We start from the raw sequence: 20,708 nt of genomic DNA, 5'->3' as shown, positions 1-20,708 counted from the left end.
AGAATTGTGCAGACTTAAGAAAAGTTTATCCAAATGGTGTGCCAAAAGGAAACAAAGCTTATCAAGAAAAAATGGATCGAGATCATGATCATTATGCATGTGAAAGTGACTAAAAAAGCACCTACTTTTAGGTGTTTTTTATTACTGATTAGAATCTTTCCTTTTATTTTGCTATTTGAATTGAATTTCTTAATTTAAGAACAAAAAAATTTTTAAAGAGTAGCGTTTATACAAAGGATTTTTGATTTAATAGTAGAATAATATTAGTGCCTAAAAATTTATTTTTACAATTTTGTTTAACAGTGTCAAAATATAAATAAGAAAATATTGAAGAGGACGGGACTATGATTAAATTTTTTAAACGATTATTTAGTAAAGAAAAAACAAATCAGGTTACACTGCCATTAAAAGAAACTCGTTCCCTATCAAAAGTGGAAATCGAATATATTATTAATGAGTTCACTGATAAACAAAATAAAGTAGTAGATGATATGAGAAATAATTCTATTGATCATGCTGATATTGAGTTTAATGAACTAATGACAAACAGAATAACGAATAATTTAAAGTACAGAATACCTTTTTTAGCAATTGAATTAGTTTATTTAAATAATACGTTAAGAGGAAAGAAAGTAAAATACATAAAATATAAATTATTTCATCAAGTCAAAGATATAGAAACAACGGAAATAACTGATATGGTAATAAATCAAGGTTATTCATTTGTTCCTTCAGTTGGTTATTTGAAAATTGGATAAAACTATGAAGAAAACCCACAAGATCCTTGTGGGTTTTTCATTTGTAATCTACGTATGTGGGTTCAAATAATTGAGCTTCATCTATTACGCATAGAAATCTCTGGTTTACGCGCGAAAAACTAGCGTATATGCACGAAAATCAGCTCTTTATGAACAAATATCCCGGGTTTATGCACAAACAATTCAATTAATAATGTTCACTTAGTGTTCGCCGCGTTCCTTATACAATTGCCTCATCCTTGTTCATGCATTTCAAAGTTCTCATTTGCTTCCGATTTAGGCAAATCGTTTACCTCATAGGCTACTCTTATCCCGGATTCGATCGCACCTTGAATCCAACCTGGAGCAGTAGAAGTGTGATCACCAGCGAAGTGAATTCTTCCTTCTGGTGTTGATATATAAGGGGAAATTTCAGTTTGCTGGTCAGGTTTGAAAATGGCAAAAGCACCACCTGAAAATGGATTTTCTGCCCAACTAAATGTATTACCTGTAACATACTCGCTGTATATTTCTTTCCCATAAATTTTGGATAAATCTTCTAACGCATTTTCTATTTGTTCTTTTTCTGTTAAGCTATCCCAAATTGCTGCGTTGTCTTCCCATGTATAGCTTGCTAATATGACACCTGGGCCTTCTGAGCCAACGGATTGACTTGGGAAATAGGAATAACGAACAGGTAAATCAGAAATCATTTTTCCTCCAATATTACCTTCTTTCTCCCAAAATCTCGTTCTAAATTGCAATCCGATTTTAGTGGAGGGCACATAGTGTAATTGTCGGATTGCTTTATATTTGTTGTAAGAAAATAAATCACGTGGAATTACCTCAACGAAATTTAGTAATGAAAATGGGATTGTAATGATGGCTAAGTCACCAGTGACAGTATATTGTTGTGAGGTTTGTGTATCTTCAGTATGGATTGTTACATATGAGTCATGTTGTTCAATTTTTTTCATTTTTTGATTGTAATAAAGATTGTCTTGTAATTCTGGAAGGAAGGAATATGGCAAATGGTCATTTCCACCTTTAATTTCATAAAACTTAAGCCCGGGAGTAAATAAAATCATTACTTCTCGAAGTAATGCAGTGAATGAAAGCTCTGGAAAACCTTCCATACCTAGCATAACCTTAATCATATCAATTGCTCCAACTGATAATGTTCTGCCATATGGATTGTATTTTAAATAATATTCCATAGAGTAACGATCAAGCAATTTAATCACGATTTCCCAATTCTTTTTTGGATTCTTTTTAATGAAATCAGTTACAGGCTGCATAGCATACCCGGCCAAATATTCTGCTGTTTTACCTTTTTCAGATGGTGATGTGGGGAAGTTTAGAATGTCTGGATTTTCTTCATAAAGCTTTTGAATAGTTCTTACGTTATTAACATAAATAATATCTTCTGGAGTGCTATTAATGAATTCTTCAAGAGTAAGATTAAATTTCTTAATATATTCTAGAACAAGTAAATGAATTGAAGGTATTCGCATCGCACCATTTTCCATATACTGGTTTGCATAAAAAGAACGATTTGTATAAATTCGTCCACCAATGCGATTATTTCCTTCTAGAATCGTTACTTCATGCCCTGCTGCTTTTAAAAGAGAAGCAGCCACTAAGCCAGAAATACCAGCACCAACAATGATTATATTTTTAGGTTCCAATGTTTTAGGTAGTCCTGTACGAATTGTTTGAAGCATTTGTTCCATAGAAATAGGAGGCTCCATACTTACTGTCATATTTTCGCTCCTCTATTTATGACATTCATAGAATCTTATTCAATAATAGAGGAAGATAGAAGAGCTAAACATAGAAATAAAAAACAAAAAGAGCTTGAAAATTCAAGCTCTTTTTGTGGACTAATATTGCTACTTTTTACGTCTAAATAGATTAACGATAAATACAATGATTGCAATAATTAAAACAATATGAATTAATCCACCTGCGATATGGAAAGTAAAATAGCCTAATACCCATAAGATTAAAAGAATAAAAAATAAAATCCACATAATGATGAACATTCCTTTCTTGATGACTGTATTATTACGTTGTCCAATTTTTACTTTCATATCCAATTAATAAGCTCTAAACGAAAAAAAGCCGCCAAAATTGGCGACTTCATTTTAGAATTTATCAAATACAGTATAAGGCATTTGTCTCTTATGTCTGGATTTATTAAACCATGATTCGATCTTTGCTTGTGAGTCACTATTAATTTCTTTACCTTCTAAATAATCATCGATATCATCATATGTAACACCAAGAGCGACTTCATCTGCTAATTGTGGGCGATCTTCCTCAAGGTCAGCAGTTGGAACTTTTTCATATAGCTTAGCTGGGCAGTTTAATTCTTTTAATAGCATTTTGCCTTGACGTTTATTTAGACGGAAAAGTGGAGTAAGGTCAGCGCCACCATCTCCAAATTTAGTGTAAAATCCAGTAATAGCCTCAGCAGAATGATCTGTTCCTAATACGACACAACCATTCATTGCTGCGACACTATATTGAGCTTTCATTCGTTCTCTAGCTTTTTCATTCCCTTTTGCGAAATCAGTAAGTTCTATGCCAATATCCTTTAATGTATTAACACTAGCATCTACAGCAGCTTTAATATTTACTGTGAAAGTCTTAGTTGGTTGGATAAATTTTAATGCCTCTTGGCAATCTTCTTCGTCCATTTGTACACCATATGGTAAGCGAATTGCGATAAATAAATACTCTTTTTCGGTTTGCTCACTATTTAATTCATCAACTGCTATTTGTGCAAGTTTACCGGTTAAAGTAGAATCTTGGCCGCCCGAAATACCTAAAACAAAACCATTTAAAAATGGATGTTTCTTTAAATAACTTTTTAAGAAATCAACACTAATTCTTATTTCCTCTTTAGGGTCGATAACAGGCTTCACTTTCATTTCTTCAACGATTTCTTTTTGTAAATTGTTCAATCTTCATTCTCCTTTTGATACAGATTGTATTTTTTTATATAAGCGTAGCATTCCTCAGGCAATAAATATCTTGGCTCGCCGCCTTTAGCAAACTCTTCTCGGATATAAGTTGAACTAATTTCCATTGCTAATCCTTTATCAATTAAATGAAATCTAGAGCCATTATCATTATTTCTTAATAGGGGAGAACGAGAGATGGTCTTTAACATATCAATTCCATCACGCGCCATAACAATGAATTTATTTTCAGAAACTAATTGATCCCCGTATTTCCATTTTCCTTCTGCAATATCTTCTAGAAGGTCAGCTCCCATTATGAAATAAACTTCATCTTCACTATACTTTGCTTTAAAATGATTCATTGTATAGTAAGTAAAGACTTCCCAAGCCTCTTTGCTCATTTCATAATCGTCTGCAATAAATTTTGTGTTATTTTGAATTGCCAAATTTAACATATTCCAACGATGTTCATCTGTATTATGTAATTGTTTATCCCTTCTTTTTGAAGAGCAAGGTAAAAATATTACTTTGTCTAATTGACAACGATGAGCAATTGTACTAGCAGTCCATAAATGAACGTTTGTGATTGGATCAAACGAACTGCCGTAAATCCCAATTTTAGCCATTTTTCATTTCCTCTGTTTTCTTTCTAGCTTCTGCTATTTTTTCCATTTTGTTATCCCAGCATTTTTGACTTAAGTCTACTGGATATTCTTCTGGGTTTAATGCACGCTTGTATTCTTCCCAAAGTACACTTAAATTGTTTTCAGCAAAATCTTGAATGTCTTTAATCGCAGGCATTTTATAAACTAATTCGCCTTTTGTAAAAATTTGGTGATGAAGCTCTCTAGCCTCAAAATTAGTAACAAACTTACTAATGTATGGATGAACTGGATGGAATAACTTTATTTTTTCCTCTGACTGTGGATCTTCATCTTCAAGGGCAATATAATCAGCCTCAGCGTGATGGTTAACCGTATTAATAATTCGATACAATTTCTTTAGCCCTGGCGTTGTTACTTTTTCAGGATTTTGAGAAATTTTTATAGTATCAATCATCTTACCGTTTTCATCTTCAATACTTACTAATTTATAAACTGCTCCAAGAGCCGGTTGATCATATGCTGTAATAAGCTTTGTACCGATACCCCAAGAATCAATTTTAGCACCTTGTGACTTTAAATTTAAGATTGTATATTCATCTAAATCATTCGAAGCAACAATTTTCGTATTTACGAAGCCAGCTTCATCGAGCATTTTTCTAGCTTCTTTTGATAAATAAGCTAAATCACCACTATCTAACCGGATTGCTGCAAAGTTAATTTTATCACCTAGCTCTTTAGCAACCTTAATCGCATTAGGGACTCCACTTTTAAGGGTATCGTATGTATCTACTAAAAATGTACAGTTGTAATGACGATCTGCATATTTTTTGAAAGCTATGTATTCATCTCGATAAGCTTGCACGAGCGCATGTGCATGTGTACCTGAAACAGGAATATTAAATAATTTACCAGCACGAACATTACTAGTCGCATGAAATCCACCAATAAAGGCAGCTCTTGCTCCCCAAATTGCTGCATCAAATTCTTGAGCACGTCTAGTACCAAACTCCATAAGAGTGTCATTACCGACAATATGTTTAATACGTGACGCTTTTGTAGCAATTAAAGTTTGGTAATTAACGATATTTAATAAGGCAGTTTCAATTAATTGAGCCTCTAATAACGGGGCCTCAATTCTTAAAAGTGGTTCATTTCCAAATACTAATTCTCCTTCTTGAATTGATCTAATGGAACCTGTGAATTTTACACCAGACAAATATTGAATAAATTCATCTTCATATCCAAGTTCTTCTTTTAAATATTCAAGATCTGTACTGCTAAATTTGAAGTTTTGCAGATAACTAATTATTTTTTCTAAACCTGCAAATATCGCATATCCATTCCCGAATGGGAGTTTTCGAAAATATAGTTCAAAAATAGCATTTTTATTGTGAATATTGTCTCCCCAATATGTTTCTGCCATATTAATTTGATAAAGGTCTGTATGAAGTGCAAGGCTATCATCGTGAAAGTTGTAATTCATCTTATTTCCGCCCCTAAAGTATTTTTAAAATGACTTAATGCCCATTCATGACCAGCTGCATTAAAGCTTGCAACTGCCTGCTCGTGAACGACTATTTTATAACCCTTATTATAAGCATCGACTGCTGTATGTAATACACAAATATCAGTACAAACCCCAATTAAATGAAGTTCATTAATTCCTCTTTCATTTAGTTTTATCTCAAGGTCAGTTCCTGCAAATGCGGAATAACGAGTCTTATCAATCCATTGAATAGTTGCTTTACCTTTTGATGAATTGTATAAATCCATTAAGCCACCATATAAATCTCTTCCTTTAGTATGTCTAATATTATGAGGTGGAAATAATTTTGTTTCAGGATGAAACGGATCATTCTCATCATGGACATCTACAGCAAATACAACATAATCTTGATCTTCAATGAAAGTTTTGGTTAATTGAAGAATACTTTGTTCAATTTCTTGAGCTGGTTTACCACAAGTTAATGAACCAGCATCTGCTACAAAGTCATTCGTATAATCAATAATAATGAGCGCTTTTTTATTCATTTTCAAATCACCCCAAGTAAATAGAATGTTAAATTCTTCACATAGTGAAATAAATCAAATTAGTTTTTCATCTTCAATATTATTATAAGTTAATTCATATGAAAACCTAAATTTTGGAAAATTAATATTTCATTTGGAATTTATTATTACCTTTTCTATAAAAAGTAATAAAAGATGAAATGTAGCTTTTGTGATCATTAAAGGATTTTTTTGAAATGGAAAGAACTAAATACTAAATAAGTTTAAAGATAGTAGAGGTGACAAAACTGGAAGTAGTTCAAGCGAAATCAGAACATATTGTAGAAGTTGCAAAGCTATTTGATCAGTATAGACAGTTTTATAAACAAGAAAGTAATTTAAATGAAGCGATTAATTTTATTACAGAAAGAATTAGTAATAAAGATTCCGTTATTTTTATTGTTAAAGAAGGAGAGGAATCTTTAGGGTTTACTCAGTTATATCCTACTTTTTCTTCAGTATCAATGAAAAAATTGTGGATATTAAATGACTTATTTGTGACTGAAGCAGCAAGGAAAAAGGGAGTAGCACAAATGCTGTTAGATGCCGCTAAAGGATTTGCAATCAATACAAAAGCGAAGGCATTGGATTTACAAACAGCGATTGATAATAAATCGGCACAAGCTTTGTATGAAAAAAATGGTTATCAAGTTGATAAGGAGTTTTTTTCTTATTCTTTGAATTTAGAGAATCTAACTTAATCTGCAAAGTTTGACAGAGAAGAGTGCTGTGAAAATAATAAAATTTTCGTAAAAGAAGTTGAGTGAGGTTGATTTCCATTCCAGGATGCTCGCTTTCCGAGGGGCGAGACCTGAGCCTCCTCGGCGCGCCTGCGGGGTCTCAGCCTTCCCGCATATCCCACAGGAGTCGATCATCCTTTCATTCCAATCAGCTTATTCATCGAAAAATGTATACAATAAAAACCTAGTTTAATACCCGTTACCTTTACAAATTATATTTCAGTTTGAACGTCAAATTCGATAAACCATAGATCTAGCATTTGAACTTGTTTTTCTATTCATTCTAGATATTCATTAATGATTCGATCATGTAAAGCCATTGGAATTGTAAATTGCTGAGTCCCCTTGTTGACATCATAAATAGTATATTCTAATAAATTTTCTTTTTTTATTATTTCAATTTTTCGATTAGGTGTTGATGTACTAATGCTTACCACTTTTTGACCTGAATTGTTTTCCTTAACCTTAATGTCCATTCCACTTTCAAAATAACTGGTAAGAGTTCTATATTTCTTAAACACTATCTCACTACCTCTCATATTAGTATAATCCCGAAAATATGAATAATAGATATGTGCATTTCTATTTGTCAATTGTATGCCAATTTAAAATATATTTGTATCGGGAAATTTTTTTGTTTATTTTTAACTTTCGGTTCTTTTAACTGAAAATCGTCTTGAAATTATTGCAGTAATACTAGCTAAATAAAGATGCATATTGGGAAAATTTAAAGTTCTGCAATTGACAATTAAACATTTGAATAATCTTCGGAAGTTAATACTAATAAGTCTTAGGGAATAGCTAAGTTTAATACTGTTTGTGGTAGTTATTGCTTAAATTATTTATATGTTTAAAACAGTTTTACTTAATGTAATGGGTTAGTCTAATATTAAAGGAATAAAACAATATTCAGCAAATGGAAAGGAGAGCATAATGCTTAAAGTTAACGGTACATTTAATGAAGCTAAAATATTTACAGATAATGTTGAACAAGGTGCCATTGGGCAAATTATTGAACTATGTAATCAAGAGTTCGTGAAAAATTCGAAAATTAGAATTATGCCTGATACTCATGCTGGTAAGGGATGTACGATTGGGACTACGATGACGATTCAGGATAAGATTGTTCCCAATCTCGTCGGCGTTGATATAGGTTGCGGAATGGAAACAATAAGAATCTCTCAAAAAGAAATTGATTTTCAAAAGCTAGACCAGGTCATCCGTAAACATGTTCCATCCGGGTTTTCAATTCGTAATAATAAGCATGCTTTTGTGAAAAATATCGATTTTTCTAAGCTTTATTGTTTTAAAGAGTTAAATGAAACTAGAACAAAGCTAAGCCTTGGGTCACTTGGTGGTGGAAATCATTTTATTGAATGTAACGCGGATGAAGATGGAAATATTTATTTCGTTATTCATTCTGGAAGCCGAAACTTAGGCAAGGTTGTAGCGGAATTTTATCAGAAAAAAGCGTATGAGTTATTAAAAAGTCAGTCAGAAAATCGTTCAAAGATCGTTCAACAATTAAGGAATGAAGGTCGTGAAAAAGAAATTGAAACTGCATTAAAAAATATTACGTCGTCATATATTCCAAAGGATTTAGCTTATTTAGAAGGAGAATGGTTTGATCGCTATATGCACGATATGGCCATTGCCCAAGATTATGCTTTATGGAACCGTAAGGCAATGATGGATGAGATTGTGCAGAATATGGATTTAACTGTTGTGGAACAATTTACGACCGTGCATAATTATATTGATATTGAAAATATGATTCTTCGTAAAGGGGCAATTTCTGCTCAAAAAGGTGAAAAAGTATTAATCCCGATTAATATGCGAGATGGGAGTTTAATAGCAATTGGAAAAGGTAACCCAGATTGGAATTATTCTGCTCCTCATGGTGCTGGTCGAATTCTGAGTCGTACAAAAGCTAAAGCCACACTTTCTCTTGATGATTTTAAAGAAACAATGAAAGATGTTTGGAGTACATCAGTTTTAGAAAGTACACTTGATGAAAGTCCAATGGCTTATAAGGAAATGAACGAAATCATCGAAAATACAAAGGACTCAATAGAAGTAATCAAAGTGATTAAACCACTTTATAATTTCAAGGCAAATTAATTTAATAGACAAAACCAAAGCCACCTACATAAGGTGGCTTTTTTTCAATCATTTCAAACGGTAAACTCTTGGATGGTCTTTTTATTCTCATCAATTCTTTCAGTAAAATTATCATTAGTATAAGAACGAATTACATTTCTCCAAAAAGCTTTAGCTGGTTCATTATTTTCAATTTCGGAGATGCTCCATTTTCCGGGAAACATATTGAATAGTTCAATCGCTACTTTCTTGCCAAAGCCGTTTCCTTTATATTTTTCAATAATAAAAAACTCTTCTACTAGATTTGAGGCAGTCTCTGTTAAGCTTTCAATTAAAGCAAATCCGATCAATTCATCTTTATGTTTAATAAAAAAAGCATGATAATTTTGATTTACCCAGTACTTTTCCAAATTAAACTTATGATAAGTTCCGTTTTGCCCGAGTTTAAGATCGGAAAGATATTTAGTGAATTCATAAATATAAAATTGCATCAAATTATGTAAAATAGATTCCTCTTCTTTTTTAACTTTAATGATGTTAATCAACATATTACCTCCAAATTCTAATTCCATATTTATTAATATTTAACTAGATTGAATAAAAAACCTTTATATAAATCAAAGGAAATAGAAATACATGTGTTGAATAAATAGAGTTAGAAGAGTGCATTTACTTAATTAATTAAATTTCTTAATAAGGATGGCAACTAAGATGAGTAAAAAAGTCATTACATTATTGTTAATCTGCGTAGCTTCTTTGAGTATATTTACATACATATCTTTTAATTTTAATACAGAACAAAAAGCAATTAATTTTGCTATCCATAAAGATTTACCGGAATTAAAGAACCAGGATTATCAATTAGTTAAAATCCCTCATAGTCCATACATTCTTTGTATTACGAATATCCCACATAGTATCTATATATTTAAAACATCAGCGTTTTTAAATATGAATTTTGCCTCTATTTCTGGTGCAGAGCATTTGTACGCCGGAGAAGGCACGGGAATGCATTTTTTAAATGATAAACTAATCTATGGATTTGATAAAGGCGAACCTAAAGGGAAAGCAATTTATATTGATGGGAAAAAAATGAGTAAGGTTGATTTGAATAAGTATTTTGCAAAAAGTAAGTACAAAATGAATTATAAAAATTTAGTGTTCTATTATCCTGATAAGCCAATGGTGACAACTAAAAATAGTTTAGGGTTTACTGAAGTTACTTATCGTTAAACGAATTATGCTGATGCAATACATTTTTTAGTATTGCATTTTTTGTTGTGAAATTTAGGAGGTTAGAAAAATGTTCGATCAATCTAATTATGAATGCCGAGTAGAGTGGGGAAAAAGGGGCGCAAGAGAAGCAGCAGAACGAGGGGATATTACAATAATTGTTGATGTACTTAGTTTTTCGTCGACAGTAGTTTCAGCAGTTTATCATAATGCACTTATTTACCCTTATCCACCAAATTTAGATGGAAAAGCTTATGCAAAAAATATTAGTGCTGAGTACATTTTAGGGAGAAATGAAGCGGAAGTTTTAGGGAAGGCAACTCTTTCACCAATCTCGTTTAATGAGAGACATGCAACTAAAAAGTTTGTTTTAAGTTCATTAAATGGCGCATTTTGTACCTGGATCGCTTCAAAAGTGCCGGCATTATTAATTGGCTCATTACTTAATGCTTCATCGGTTGCAACGTATGTTAATCAACTAAAAACTGCTTCAAATGCTAATATAACAGTCATACCTTGTGGTGAAGTTTGGAATGATGCACGAGAAAACGAAGATGTTTTACGTCCTTCAATAGAGGATTATTTAGGTGCCGGTGCGATACTAGCTGAGCTAGAAGGAACAAAATCTCCTGAAGCGGAAATCTGTATTGGTGCATTTCTTTATTCGAAGCATAAAATAAAAGAGTTTATTTGGGAATGTGGAAGTGGGAGAGAGCTTAGGTTTAAAGGCTTTGAGGATGATGTTAAACATTGTAGTCAACTAAACAGCTACAATGTAGTCCCAGTTTTACAGGATGGTTGTTTTCAAGATGCTCTAAAAATAGAAAAAGGATGAAACAATGTTCATCCTTTTTAACGCTCATAAATAGAGTATGAGCTAACGTTCTTTAAAAGTAACTTAGTATTACTGCCATTTACATTAGCAATCCATACGTTTCCGATGACATCCAATTCTCCTTTTCTAAACCAAGTTATTTTGTGTGAAGACTTAGAGTAGATTGGATAATAATCACCTTTACCTGTAGGCGGATTTGTTATTTTTGTTTGTTTATGTGTATAAAGATTAATTACGTTTAATGATGGTTTTGGACGTTTTTTTTCATCATTAGACCATTCACTTTCTTTTACTCTAGAAACAACTATTGCTGAATCATCCACCCAAGTAAATGCTAATTCAGCAAAATGTGGCGGAGTTAAATTTGTTGATGTAAATGTTGGCATTTCAGTAACTTTCATCTTTTTATTTTTGTATCCAAATACTAATCTTCCACCACCTGCAATGTATCCTAAAATATTTTTAGTTTGGGCCCACTTTGGATTATCTAAATGTAAAATAATTTCATCCTGAACTTCAAAAACTTTTCCATCTGAAGAAATGATACATAGCATATCACTATCCATAGACCATGAAGCTGTGGGGTTAACGATAAAGGAAATCCATTTTTGATTAGGTGAAAATTGAAAGTTCGACGCATTTATAGACGGTATGGAAGTATTGCCTTTTGTTAATGTTTTAGGAACGACAAAAAATTGTTTTACGTTGTTTGTTGTGCTAGTAATCTGTTTTAAATCATTAGGTAAAGTGATTTTATAAAGAACTGGGTTTGTCCAACCATCTGGATTAAGTGAAGCAGCTGAAGAGGCAATAAATCCTTTGCCATTTGGTATCCAGCTAAAGTCATCAACACCTAGTGCAATATTGTAAAAGTTATTAAAATCAGAAACATTTAAGACGCCGCTATCTAAGAAAGCGATAATATTTTTAGTTGGTGACCATTTCGGATTTTCACCATCATAGATGATTTTTTGTTCTTTTTTTGTTTTCATATTGTAAACCCATATTTCTGAGCGGGTAGGGTATGAAGTGGTTGGGCCAGTTGGTATTTCTTTTTGATACATTAAATAAGAGCCATCAAATGACCACTGGGGCTGTTCTGAATAAACTCCTTTTACTTTTGTTATTTTTTCCTCTTTATTATTTATTTTTACCCAAACAAATCCATCACGTATAAAGGCAATTTTTAATGCCGGATCGGTTGTTTCTGCATGACTAAATGTCGGTAAAATTAAACAGATAATTGTAATAAAAATGAATAGTATTTTTCGTTTCACAAACTCACCCCGTATTTCAATTTTGATTTATTTTTCCCAAGTAAGGATAGAAATATCAAAATGAAAGAAGCTCGTTATATGGAAGGGGAGGTTACAAATAGATCCGTCAAAGTTCAAAATTATGAACAGTAAATTTAATTTTAAAAAGCATAAGTAAAAGCCGCCCGATAAAAATCGAACGGCTTTTTAATAACTTAATATTCTTCCACTGTAGCAATATAAGGAAGGTTTCGATATTGCTGTGCATAATCAATTCCATATCCAACAATAAATTCATCTGGAATGACAAAGCCAACATAATCAACAGATAGGTCGATTTTTCTTCTTTCAGGCTTATCTAATAAAGTACAAATCTTAATGGATTTTGGCTTATGCATTTGAAGATGGTCACGTAAAAAATGCAATGTTAGACCACTATCAATGATATCTTCAATTACAACAACGTTTTGATTGGTGATATTCTCATCTAAATCCTTTAATAGTCTAACTTTTCCAGTTGATTCAGTTTGGTTGCTATAGCTCGACACAGAAATAAAATCTACATTAATATTCCCCTTCATTTCACGAACTAAATCAGCAGCAAATACAAAAGAGCCTTTTAATACGACGACCAGGATAAGAGGTTCGTTATTAAAGTCTTTTTCAATTTGTTCAGCGAGTGCTTTTACTCTATTTTTTAAATCTTCTTCAGAAATTAAAGTGTCCTTAATTCGATATGCCATTTTAATACCTTCTTTACTTATTATTAACTACATTTATGTTGTTTGATGAGCATTCATCATTATGTCCATTTTAACAATATTTACTAAATAGTAGAATGAAAAGTTAATTTAATGAACTGACTCAAATTTGGTAATAATAACCACATTACAGATTTGGAGGTACTCAAATGAATGAGAAAATTGATTTTAATGGCTTACCGACCCACTCAAAGCCATTATGGAGAAGTGGACTAAATATCCCAACATTTGAACCGTATAATGATGATGGTGAGTTTGATGTAGTAATTGTAGGTGCTGGTATAACTGGGATTACTACTGCATATTTTTTGACACAAGCGGGAATGAAAGTTGCTTTACTTGAAGCAAATAAAATTATTAATGGAACAACGGGACATACAACTGCAAAAGTAACTGCACAGCATGATTTAATATATGATGAACTAATTCAACATTTTGGATTGGAAAAAACAAAAATCTTTTATCAGTCTACTAAAAATGCGATGGATTTTATAAAGAAATATAGCATTGATAATCAAATAGACTGTAATTTTGAGATTCAAGATGCAACACTTTATACAACTTCAGATGATTATGTAAGAAATTTGGAAAAAGAGTTGAAAGCCTATGAATCATTAGGAATTGACTCATTTGGAGCTGTAAAAACTTTATTACCATTTGATACTAAATATTCAATTACAATGAAAAATCAGGCTCAGTTTCATCCATTGAAATATTTGATTCACTTATTAAAGGAGTCCATTGAAAACGGATTAAAAGTATATGAAGAAACTGTGGTCATTAATGTTGAAACAGGGGATTGCCCGGTTGTCGTAACTCAAAGTGGAAGAAAAATTAAATGTAAGCATGTTGTAAGTGCATCTCATTTTCCTTTTTATGATGGCAACCAAATGTTTTTTACTAAATTACATGCAGATCGCTCATATGCATTAGCTGCAAAAATAAAAACAGCTTATCCAGGAGGAATGTACATAAGCGCTGACAATCCAAAAAGGTCTTTAAGATCGATTAAATATAATAATGAAGAATTAGTTATAATTGGCGGAGAAAGTCACAAAACTGGCGTGGAAACACGCACAATGACATTTTATGAAAATTTAAAGCTTTTTGGTGAAGAGACTTTCGGAATCGAAGATATTAAGTTTAGATGGTCAGCCCAAGATCTAATAACTTTAGATAAAATGCCGTATATTGGCAGATTGTCATCGAAAAACCAAAATATATATGTGGCTACAGGATTCCGTAAATGGGGTATGACAACAGGAACAGTTTCTGCTCAGCTGATTAGTAATTTAATTTTAGAAAAAGAAGCAGTTGATGCTGAAGTATTCTCACCTTCAAGATTCCAAGCAGATCCTAGTATCAAACATTTCTTAATGCAAAACATTGATGTAGCTAAACATTTAATTGAAGGTAAATTAGAACCAGTTTCTAGAAAAATTGAAGAGTTATATAATGACGAAGGCTCAGTAGTTACGTTAGATGGAAAAAGAGTTGGAGCTTATAAAGATGTAAACGGTGAAGTTCATTGTGTCGACACTACTTGTACTCATCTAGGTTGTGAGGTCGAGTGGAATAATGGAGAAAAATCATGGGATTGTCCTTGTCATGGTTCAAGATTTTCAATCTATGGCGAAGTTTTAGAAGGACCAGCAGATCAACCGTTAAAACAAGTTTTTGTGCAGTAAGTAAAATAATGATATGGGATGCCTCTATATACGAGGCATCCTTTCATTTTGTATTTTCAGTCTTACAAGGGAGCTGACTATGACAGAAGCTCATATTCCATCACAAAACAATCTCTATATTCGCCTTCATGTAGCTCATGTTTTGGAAGTAATCGAATTTTTTTAAATCCACATTTTTCATAACATTTAATTGCGCGTATATTCCAAGTTTGTGGATCTACTACTATTTTTTCAGCGTTGTGATTGGAAACTAAATAATTTACCACTGAAGAGACAAGCAAGCTTCCAATCCCACGATTCCAATAATTTATATTACCGATAAATTGATCCATTCCGTAAATAACTTCATTATTTAGTTCATAACCATATTCACTTTTTGACTCTGCATCTAATTTATAATATTGTAAATAACCAATTTCAATATTTTCATAAACGACAATGCACATTTTAATTGAAGGATCTTTCGAAAAAAAGACTTGTTTAACTTTTTCTTCATCAAACGGATTATCTCGACCTTCATAATATTGAAGAACTTTAGGGTCAGAAAGCCAACTTGATAAAAGTGGAACGTCGGTTTCATTTAATAGACGAAGGCTCAGTTTATTATTTTGGAAAATCAAGTACACCCCTCCTTAAATCTGAAAATAGATGATGGTTAATAAAATCATATCATTTTGAAGGTTTAGTTATTATGTTCTTCGTAATGATAAAAAAAGATTTTTCCTATCTACGATAATCATTTAATAAAATAAGGAGTTCAAATTGACAATAGGTATTTAACCGTGTTTTGTCGAATATAGTATTGCAAAAGAAAATTATCATTCTTCTATGTTTTATTTCTAAAATCGAAATACGATAAGGAGGTGCTAATTAATATGAGGAAAATTAGGGTTAAACCAAGTAAAGGGCAGTCTTTCTTTGCTTTAATTATTGGACTTATTTTTATCGTGATCGGTTTTAAGATTGTCATTCCAGAGGCTGGTTTATTTGGATTGCTTTGGACTGGATTTGCACTAATGATTACAATCATCAACGCTTATAATTTATTTAGTAAACGCGGAATTTCAAATTATGAAGTAAATGTTGAAGAATATAGTACTAGAGAGAAAGTGGACTTTGATTTGAAGCTTCGCAAATTAAGCAAATTAAAAAACGATGGAGTTATTACGGAAAGTGAATTTCTAAAACAAAAGGAAAAAATTTTCAACCGAGACATGTAGAAGAATTACGGGGCATGGCTTCATATTTACTTATTAATGTTTTGATTTTTTGTAGGGGGAGTTTTACTTCCAAAATGTTAGAAACGATATTCCTTCAAAGATTACTATACAGACAGTTATTTCCTCGATTATTTAGAGCAATCTAGCTTTGCCAATCCTAATTTAACTTCTAGTCTATTCTTTAAATTGATTCATTCACAATTCACCTCGAAAAACATTTTGTAACTAGTTACGGTATGTATTAAAAAAAATTAATTTAATTTAGAACATTATTAAATTTATCGCAATAAATTAATTTAGGGGGGAATAGTATGAAAAGACTTTTATTTATAGGAATGGCCATTTTAAGCATAATTTGCCTAACAAGCTGTCAGTCAAGCGACTTCGGGTATAGCAAAAAGGATGACAAAACAACGCAGGTTGATAAAAATAAATCTTCGGACAAAGACCAATCCACCGATAAAAACAATTCAACAGATAAAAATAATACAACGGATAAAGGAAATAACAATCCTCCAAAAAAGGATGATAATAAACCGCCAGTAAAAGTTTTTACGCCAGTTGAAAATGACGCATTTAAAGTAACTTCGGTCGTAAATGATTCAACAGGAAAAAATGTGTTAATTGTTGAAGGGAAGGCTAGTGTTTTTGAAGCGACATTTCTATATAAATTAGAAGATGGGCACAATGTTTTAGCAGAAGGGAACACCATGGCTGATATGGGTGCACCTGAGTGGGGAAACTTTAAAATAGTGATAAATTATAATGAACCAACTAGTCCGAATGGAGTACTGACATTATATGTAGCAAGTGCAAAGGACGGCCAACCTGAACATATATTAACTATTCCAATTCAGTTTAAATAAAAATTAACTAAAAAAATAGACAAAATTCTGAGTGTGAGAAACCATTAAAATTTCTCTACACTTTTTTTGTTTTTATAGCCAAATTTCTCTTAGGAGTATTAATAACAAAATAAAAAAAAGTCGACTAATTCGACGGCCTGAAAATAGAAAATATGTAAAAGACAGTTTAAATGGTTTTACCTCTTGTTTTTTGTTTTATGAACGTTGTTAGGAGTCACTTTTTACATACGAATTTGCATGTGGAAAATTAAAATTTAAATAAATTTTAATCATTTTTAAGTGAAATTATTAGAAAATGTAAACAATAGGTAGTATTATCAAGATTATTAAGTTAATAAATTAAAAATTTCTAATAAAACTCTTATTAAATTTTAAAAAATCCGTAAAGCCATTTTCATCTTAAACAGATATCCTTATACAGTATAAATAATTATTTTATAGATGTTATTATATGAAAAATGAGGGATAAAATAAATGAAAAAAATATTAATTATAGAAGATGAAAAAGAATTAGCAAATTTTATACGATTAGAATTAGAGTATGAAGGAAATGAAGTTCATATTTCAAATGATGGTAGAGATGGATTAAACCAAGCAATTGACCAAGAGTATGACTTAATCTTACTTGATTTAATGCTTCCTAATTTAAGTGGAATTGAAGTTTGTAGAAGAATTAGAGCTCATAAAGACACTCCAATTATTATGATTACAGCAAGAGACAGTGTTTTCGACCGTATTTCTGGTCTAGACAGTGGAGCTGATGATTATATTTCAAAACCATTTGTTATTGAAGAACTTTTAGCGCATATGCGAGCAATTTTTAGACGTATTGATCGCTCAACAAATTTACATTGCTTAAAATTTAAAGACTTATCATTAGATTCTGCAGCAAGAGTTGTTAAAAAAGATGAAGCGGTAATTGATTTAACTAAAAAAGAATTCGATTTATTGTACTTATTAATGAGTAATGTAAATCGTGTATTAACAAGAGAAATTTTATTAGAAACTGTATGGGGCTATGGCTCTACAATTGAAACAAACGTAGTGGATGTTTATATTAGCTATTTAAGAACAAAACTAGATGATAAGAATAATACCTATATTCACACTGTAAGGGGTACTGGGTATGTAATGAGGATGTAGAGGTGAATCTTTCCTTGTTTAATAAGCTTTCGATTAGATGGAGAATAACAATTACAATCGCTGTACTTATGTTTTTCATATTTACATTATGTAATCTTATTCAACTTGGCTTAATTCAAATGTCAGTAATGAATCAACAACAGCATCGAATTGAAAAAAGGTTGAATGAAACGTCAGCTTATTTGGATGAAGATTATAAAACGAAAAAACCGAATGCTGCTTCTTTTGCAGAAAACAAAAAATTCTTTGAAAAAATTATCCAAAATAATGAAATGATTCGACTATTAGATAAAGATGGAAGAGTAAAATTTATTGTTTCAAGAACAATGCCTAAAATTTATATAAATAAAAATGACGTTGGCAAAATTCAAAAATATCGATTACACAATCAAGAGATTCTAATTATAAATAAACCATTACACTATAAGAATTTTGACGGTGTATTAGAAGTTGCAATGAATGTAGAAATCTTTTCGAAATTTATTAAAGAATCGTTCATGATCCTTATTTTGGGAACAATTATCTCGCTAATTTTAAGTATGTTCAGTGGTTACTTTTTATCAAAAAGAATAATAAATCCTATTAAAAATTTAAACCAGACGATGATTAAAATAAAAAATAATCAATTAAAAGAGCGAGTTATTGTTGGAGAAACGAAAGATGAGCTATCGGAACTCGGATTACTTTTTAATAAAATGATGGATGAGTTAGAAGCTTCAATTACAAGACAAAAGCGGTTTGTTGAAGATGCTTCTCATGAATTGAGAACACCTTTAGCAATCATTCACGGCCATTTGTCTCTAGTTAATCGCTGGGGAAAAAAAGACGAAACTGTTTTGGAAAACTCATTAAACACTTGTATTAATGAAGCGAACAGAATGATTGTTTTAACGAATGAACTTTTACAGTTGACGAAGCTAGAGAAAAATACTGAGAAAATAGAGCAATATGCACCGACAAATATTATAGAAGTTTTAAACGAAATCATAAACAATTATCAACTGCTACATGAAGATTTAGAAATTCACTTAGGTGAGACTAATCAAGTTGTTAATAAAGCAAATATCGCAAGAGAGCATTTAATGCAAATCTTAATTATTTTGTTCGATAATGCCGTTAAATACAGTAAAGAACACACTATAATAGATATTTCTACTTCGCAAGTTGCTAACAGAATCGAAATCAAAGTTTCAGACAACGGGATCGGAATTAAGGAAGAAGATATTAATCATATTTTTGACCGATTTTATCGAGCAGACAAAGCAAGAAGCCGAGCTAACGGCGGTAATGGTCTAGGCTTATCGATTGCGAAAAACTTAATTGAAAACTATGGCGGAGATTTAAAAATTACGAGTAAAAATGGAAAGGGAACAACTGCCATCATCACATTAAACACAATATAGATTTGTGGAGTTGTCTTCCAGTGAGACCACAAGGGTATTTAATTATCCTTGTGGTTTTTTTATGGAGATTTAGATAGTCAACATCTAGATTTAGCATTAAATTAACGAGAATAGGTTCGTTTTAACGAAAACCGGCGCTATATCAACGAAAAGAGGGACTAAATCAACGAAAACCGGCACCATATCAACGGAAAGTGGGACTATATCAATGGAAATCGGCACTAAATCAACGGAAACTGCCGCTATACCAACGAAAATCGGCACTATATCAATGGAAACTGGCGCTATATCAACGAAAACCAGCACTATATCAATGGAAACTGGCGCTATATCAACAAAAAGTGGGACTATATCAACGGAAACTGGCGATATATCAACGAAAAGGGGGACTAAATCAACGGAAACTGGCGCTATATCAACAAAAAGTGGGACTATATCAACAAAAACCATCAATATATCAACAAAAACTACCAATATATCAACAAAGTTCACAACTTTATCAATAAAGTTCACAAAGCGTTCGGGGCTATCCAATGTTGTAAGCAGTATTTCTTCATCATATTAATAGTTTGCGACTGTAATTTATGATAAAGTTGAATAAAAAGAAAATTCTTGTAATTCGGAGGGAGAACAACAATGAGTTATGTAGGGATCGCAATAAATAATGCCATAATGATTGAAAGACTTCGCAATGCTGGTGTTGAAAATGAACAGTTAATTAATGCTCTGAAAGAAGAGAATTACGAATTTTTAAATGAGTATGGTAATGGTTTTCCTGATTGGGAAACTTTAGTAAATTTATATAAGAAAGATGAAGAAAGTTTTATTAAACTAGTGAATGAAGGATACCAAATTAAATTTTTAACAAAAGGTTCATTAATGACTTTATTAAAATATAAATTTGGAATTGAAGTTGAAAAAGATTATGAAGATGTTGGAACTGCAATTCAAGGAATCCAATTATCCAATGAAGCAGTAAGCAATATTAAAAATACACTTGCAGCAAATTGGAAGCTAAGTACATATGTTGATGAAATAGACGGGCTTACGAAAATCCGTATTGAACTTGTCAAAAGTAGTGAAGTTGTAACTAAATAAAATTA

Annotated in this window: 23 protein-coding genes and 1 pseudogene; 12 read left to right on the top strand and 12 right to left on the bottom strand. The window is 31.6% G+C overall.

Annotated elements, in window-relative coordinates:
• Window positions 1–8: 8 nt before the first annotated feature.
• Window positions 9–113, top strand: a pseudogene (locus CN601_RS26540) (excalibur calcium-binding domain-containing protein); the annotation flags it as partial.
• Between the two features lie 231 nt (window positions 114–344).
• Entirely contained in the window at window positions 345–758 is a 414-nt protein-coding gene (locus tag CN601_RS14950; RefSeq protein ID WP_098117104.1) for a hypothetical protein, read from the top strand.
• A gap of 233 nt (window positions 759–991) precedes the next feature.
• Here CN601_RS14950 and CN601_RS14945 read toward each other — a convergent pair whose 3' ends face one another.
• The 6 genes from CN601_RS14945 to CN601_RS14920 all read right to left on the bottom strand — a co-directional run bounded on the left by CN601_RS14945 (window position 992) and on the right by CN601_RS14920 (window position 6,342).
• Entirely contained in the window at window positions 992–2,500 is a 1,509-nt protein-coding gene (locus CN601_RS14945) for a flavin monoamine oxidase family protein (protein WP_098171481.1), read from the bottom strand.
• Between the two features lie 129 nt (window positions 2,501–2,629).
• The gene (locus tag CN601_RS14940) at window positions 2,630–2,830 is read right to left on the bottom strand and encodes a lmo0937 family membrane protein (protein WP_306659828.1); all 201 of its coding nucleotides are present in this window, start codon (window positions 2,828–2,830) and stop codon (window positions 2,630–2,632) included.
• A gap of 54 nt (window positions 2,831–2,884) precedes the next feature.
• Complete coding sequence (gene nadE, locus CN601_RS14935) at window positions 2,885–3,706, bottom strand: ammonia-dependent NAD(+) synthetase (protein ID WP_098171480.1); 822 nt, start codon at window positions 3,704–3,706, stop codon at window positions 2,885–2,887.
• Window positions 3,703–4,332, bottom strand: coding sequence for a nicotinate (nicotinamide) nucleotide adenylyltransferase (nadD, locus tag CN601_RS14930; protein WP_098117108.1), 630 nt, complete (start codon window positions 4,330–4,332; stop codon window positions 3,703–3,705). The genes nadE and nadD overlap by 4 nt, the downstream gene beginning before the upstream one ends.
• A complete protein-coding gene (locus CN601_RS14925) occupies window positions 4,325–5,794 on the bottom strand; it encodes a nicotinate phosphoribosyltransferase (protein ID WP_098117109.1) in 1,470 nt (489 codons plus the stop codon). Before CN601_RS14925 ends, nadD begins: the two co-directional genes overlap by 8 nt.
• Entirely contained in the window at window positions 5,791–6,342 is a 552-nt protein-coding gene (locus tag CN601_RS14920) for a cysteine hydrolase family protein (protein ID WP_098171479.1), read from the bottom strand. The genes CN601_RS14925 and CN601_RS14920 overlap by 4 nt, the downstream gene beginning before the upstream one ends.
• A gap of 266 nt (window positions 6,343–6,608) precedes the next feature.
• Here CN601_RS14920 and CN601_RS14915 point away from each other — a divergent pair, with 266 nt between their 5' ends.
• Window positions 6,609–7,061 (top strand): GNAT family N-acetyltransferase, encoded by a 453-nt coding sequence (locus CN601_RS14915; RefSeq protein ID WP_098171585.1) that lies wholly within the window; start codon window positions 6,609–6,611, stop codon window positions 7,059–7,061.
• A gap of 317 nt (window positions 7,062–7,378) precedes the next feature.
• Here the strand turns inward: CN601_RS14915 and CN601_RS14910 are convergent, their stop codons facing one another.
• The gene (locus tag CN601_RS14910) at window positions 7,379–7,576 is read right to left on the bottom strand and encodes a hypothetical protein (RefSeq protein WP_179865565.1); all 198 of its coding nucleotides are present in this window, start codon (window positions 7,574–7,576) and stop codon (window positions 7,379–7,381) included.
• Between the two features lie 457 nt (window positions 7,577–8,033).
• On the opposite strand from CN601_RS14910, the gene CN601_RS14905 reads away from it, so the two are divergent.
• Entirely contained in the window at window positions 8,034–9,221 is a 1,188-nt protein-coding gene (locus CN601_RS14905) for an RtcB family protein (RefSeq protein ID WP_098171477.1), read from the top strand.
• A 53-nt stretch (window positions 9,222–9,274) separates the two neighbouring features.
• On the opposite strand, the gene CN601_RS14900 is transcribed toward CN601_RS14905, so the two are convergent.
• Window positions 9,275–9,748 carry a GNAT family N-acetyltransferase gene (locus CN601_RS14900; RefSeq protein WP_373604979.1) on the bottom strand — a complete coding sequence of 158 codons (474 nt, stop codon included), beginning with the start codon at window positions 9,746–9,748 and terminating at the stop codon, window positions 9,275–9,277.
• Window positions 9,749–9,911: 163 nt separating this feature from the next.
• Between CN601_RS14900 and CN601_RS14895 the strand changes: the two genes are divergently transcribed.
• Both CN601_RS14895 and CN601_RS14890 read left to right on the top strand, forming a co-directional pair.
• The gene (locus CN601_RS14895; RefSeq protein ID WP_098117115.1) at window positions 9,912–10,433 is read left to right on the top strand and encodes a hypothetical protein; all 522 of its coding nucleotides are present in this window, start codon (window positions 9,912–9,914) and stop codon (window positions 10,431–10,433) included.
• A gap of 70 nt (window positions 10,434–10,503) precedes the next feature.
• Window positions 10,504–11,268, top strand: coding sequence for a 2-phosphosulfolactate phosphatase (locus tag CN601_RS14890; protein WP_098171475.1), 765 nt, complete (start codon window positions 10,504–10,506; stop codon window positions 11,266–11,268).
• A gap of 17 nt (window positions 11,269–11,285) precedes the next feature.
• Here CN601_RS14890 and CN601_RS14885 read toward each other — a convergent pair whose 3' ends face one another.
• Entirely contained in the window at window positions 11,286–12,545 is a 1,260-nt protein-coding gene (locus CN601_RS14885; RefSeq protein ID WP_179865564.1) for a TolB family protein, read from the bottom strand.
• Window positions 12,546–12,739: 194 nt separating this feature from the next.
• Window positions 12,740–13,267, bottom strand: coding sequence for a hypoxanthine phosphoribosyltransferase (hpt, locus tag CN601_RS14880; protein WP_098171474.1), 528 nt, complete (start codon window positions 13,265–13,267; stop codon window positions 12,740–12,742).
• 167 nt (window positions 13,268–13,434) lie between these two features.
• Here hpt and CN601_RS14875 point away from each other — a divergent pair, with 167 nt between their 5' ends.
• Complete coding sequence (locus CN601_RS14875; protein ID WP_098117118.1) at window positions 13,435–14,973, top strand: FAD-dependent oxidoreductase; 1,539 nt, start codon at window positions 13,435–13,437, stop codon at window positions 14,971–14,973.
• A gap of 77 nt (window positions 14,974–15,050) precedes the next feature.
• On the opposite strand, the gene CN601_RS14870 is transcribed toward CN601_RS14875, so the two are convergent.
• Complete coding sequence (locus tag CN601_RS14870) at window positions 15,051–15,599, bottom strand: GNAT family N-acetyltransferase (RefSeq protein ID WP_306659827.1); 549 nt, start codon at window positions 15,597–15,599, stop codon at window positions 15,051–15,053.
• 249 nt (window positions 15,600–15,848) lie between these two features.
• On the opposite strand from CN601_RS14870, the gene CN601_RS14865 reads away from it, so the two are divergent.
• From CN601_RS14865 to CN601_RS14850, 4 genes are all read left to right on the top strand, one after another.
• Window positions 15,849–16,193: a hypothetical protein gene (locus CN601_RS14865; protein ID WP_098171473.1), complete on the top strand. Its 345-nt coding sequence runs from the start codon at window positions 15,849–15,851 to the stop codon at window positions 16,191–16,193.
• Between the two features lie 311 nt (window positions 16,194–16,504).
• Window positions 16,505–17,059: a Gmad2 immunoglobulin-like domain-containing protein gene (locus CN601_RS14860; RefSeq protein ID WP_098117121.1), complete on the top strand. Its 555-nt coding sequence runs from the start codon at window positions 16,505–16,507 to the stop codon at window positions 17,057–17,059.
• A 474-nt stretch (window positions 17,060–17,533) separates the two neighbouring features.
• On the top strand, window positions 17,534–18,202 hold the full coding sequence (locus tag CN601_RS14855) for a response regulator transcription factor (RefSeq protein WP_098117122.1): 669 nt from the start codon (window positions 17,534–17,536) through the stop codon (window positions 18,200–18,202).
• A 14-nt stretch (window positions 18,203–18,216) separates the two neighbouring features.
• Complete coding sequence (locus tag CN601_RS14850) at window positions 18,217–19,605, top strand: HAMP domain-containing sensor histidine kinase (protein ID WP_098117123.1); 1,389 nt, start codon at window positions 18,217–18,219, stop codon at window positions 19,603–19,605.
• Window positions 19,606–19,701: 96 nt separating this feature from the next.
• On the opposite strand, the gene CN601_RS14845 is transcribed toward CN601_RS14850, so the two are convergent.
• A complete protein-coding gene (locus CN601_RS14845; protein WP_098171472.1) occupies window positions 19,702–20,118 on the bottom strand; it encodes a hypothetical protein in 417 nt (138 codons plus the stop codon).
• Window positions 20,119–20,241: 123 nt separating this feature from the next.
• Here CN601_RS14845 and CN601_RS14840 point away from each other — a divergent pair, with 123 nt between their 5' ends.
• Entirely contained in the window at window positions 20,242–20,703 is a 462-nt protein-coding gene (locus CN601_RS14840) for a hypothetical protein (protein ID WP_098171471.1), read from the top strand.
• The last annotated feature ends 5 nt before the right edge of the window (window positions 20,704–20,708 follow it).

This window comes from Bacillus sp. AFS017336 (assembly GCF_002555445.1).
In the GTDB taxonomy this organism is placed as follows: domain Bacteria; phylum Bacillota; class Bacilli; order Bacillales; family Bacillaceae_G; genus Gottfriedia.
This window is presented reverse-complemented; position numbering and strand designations above follow the sequence as displayed.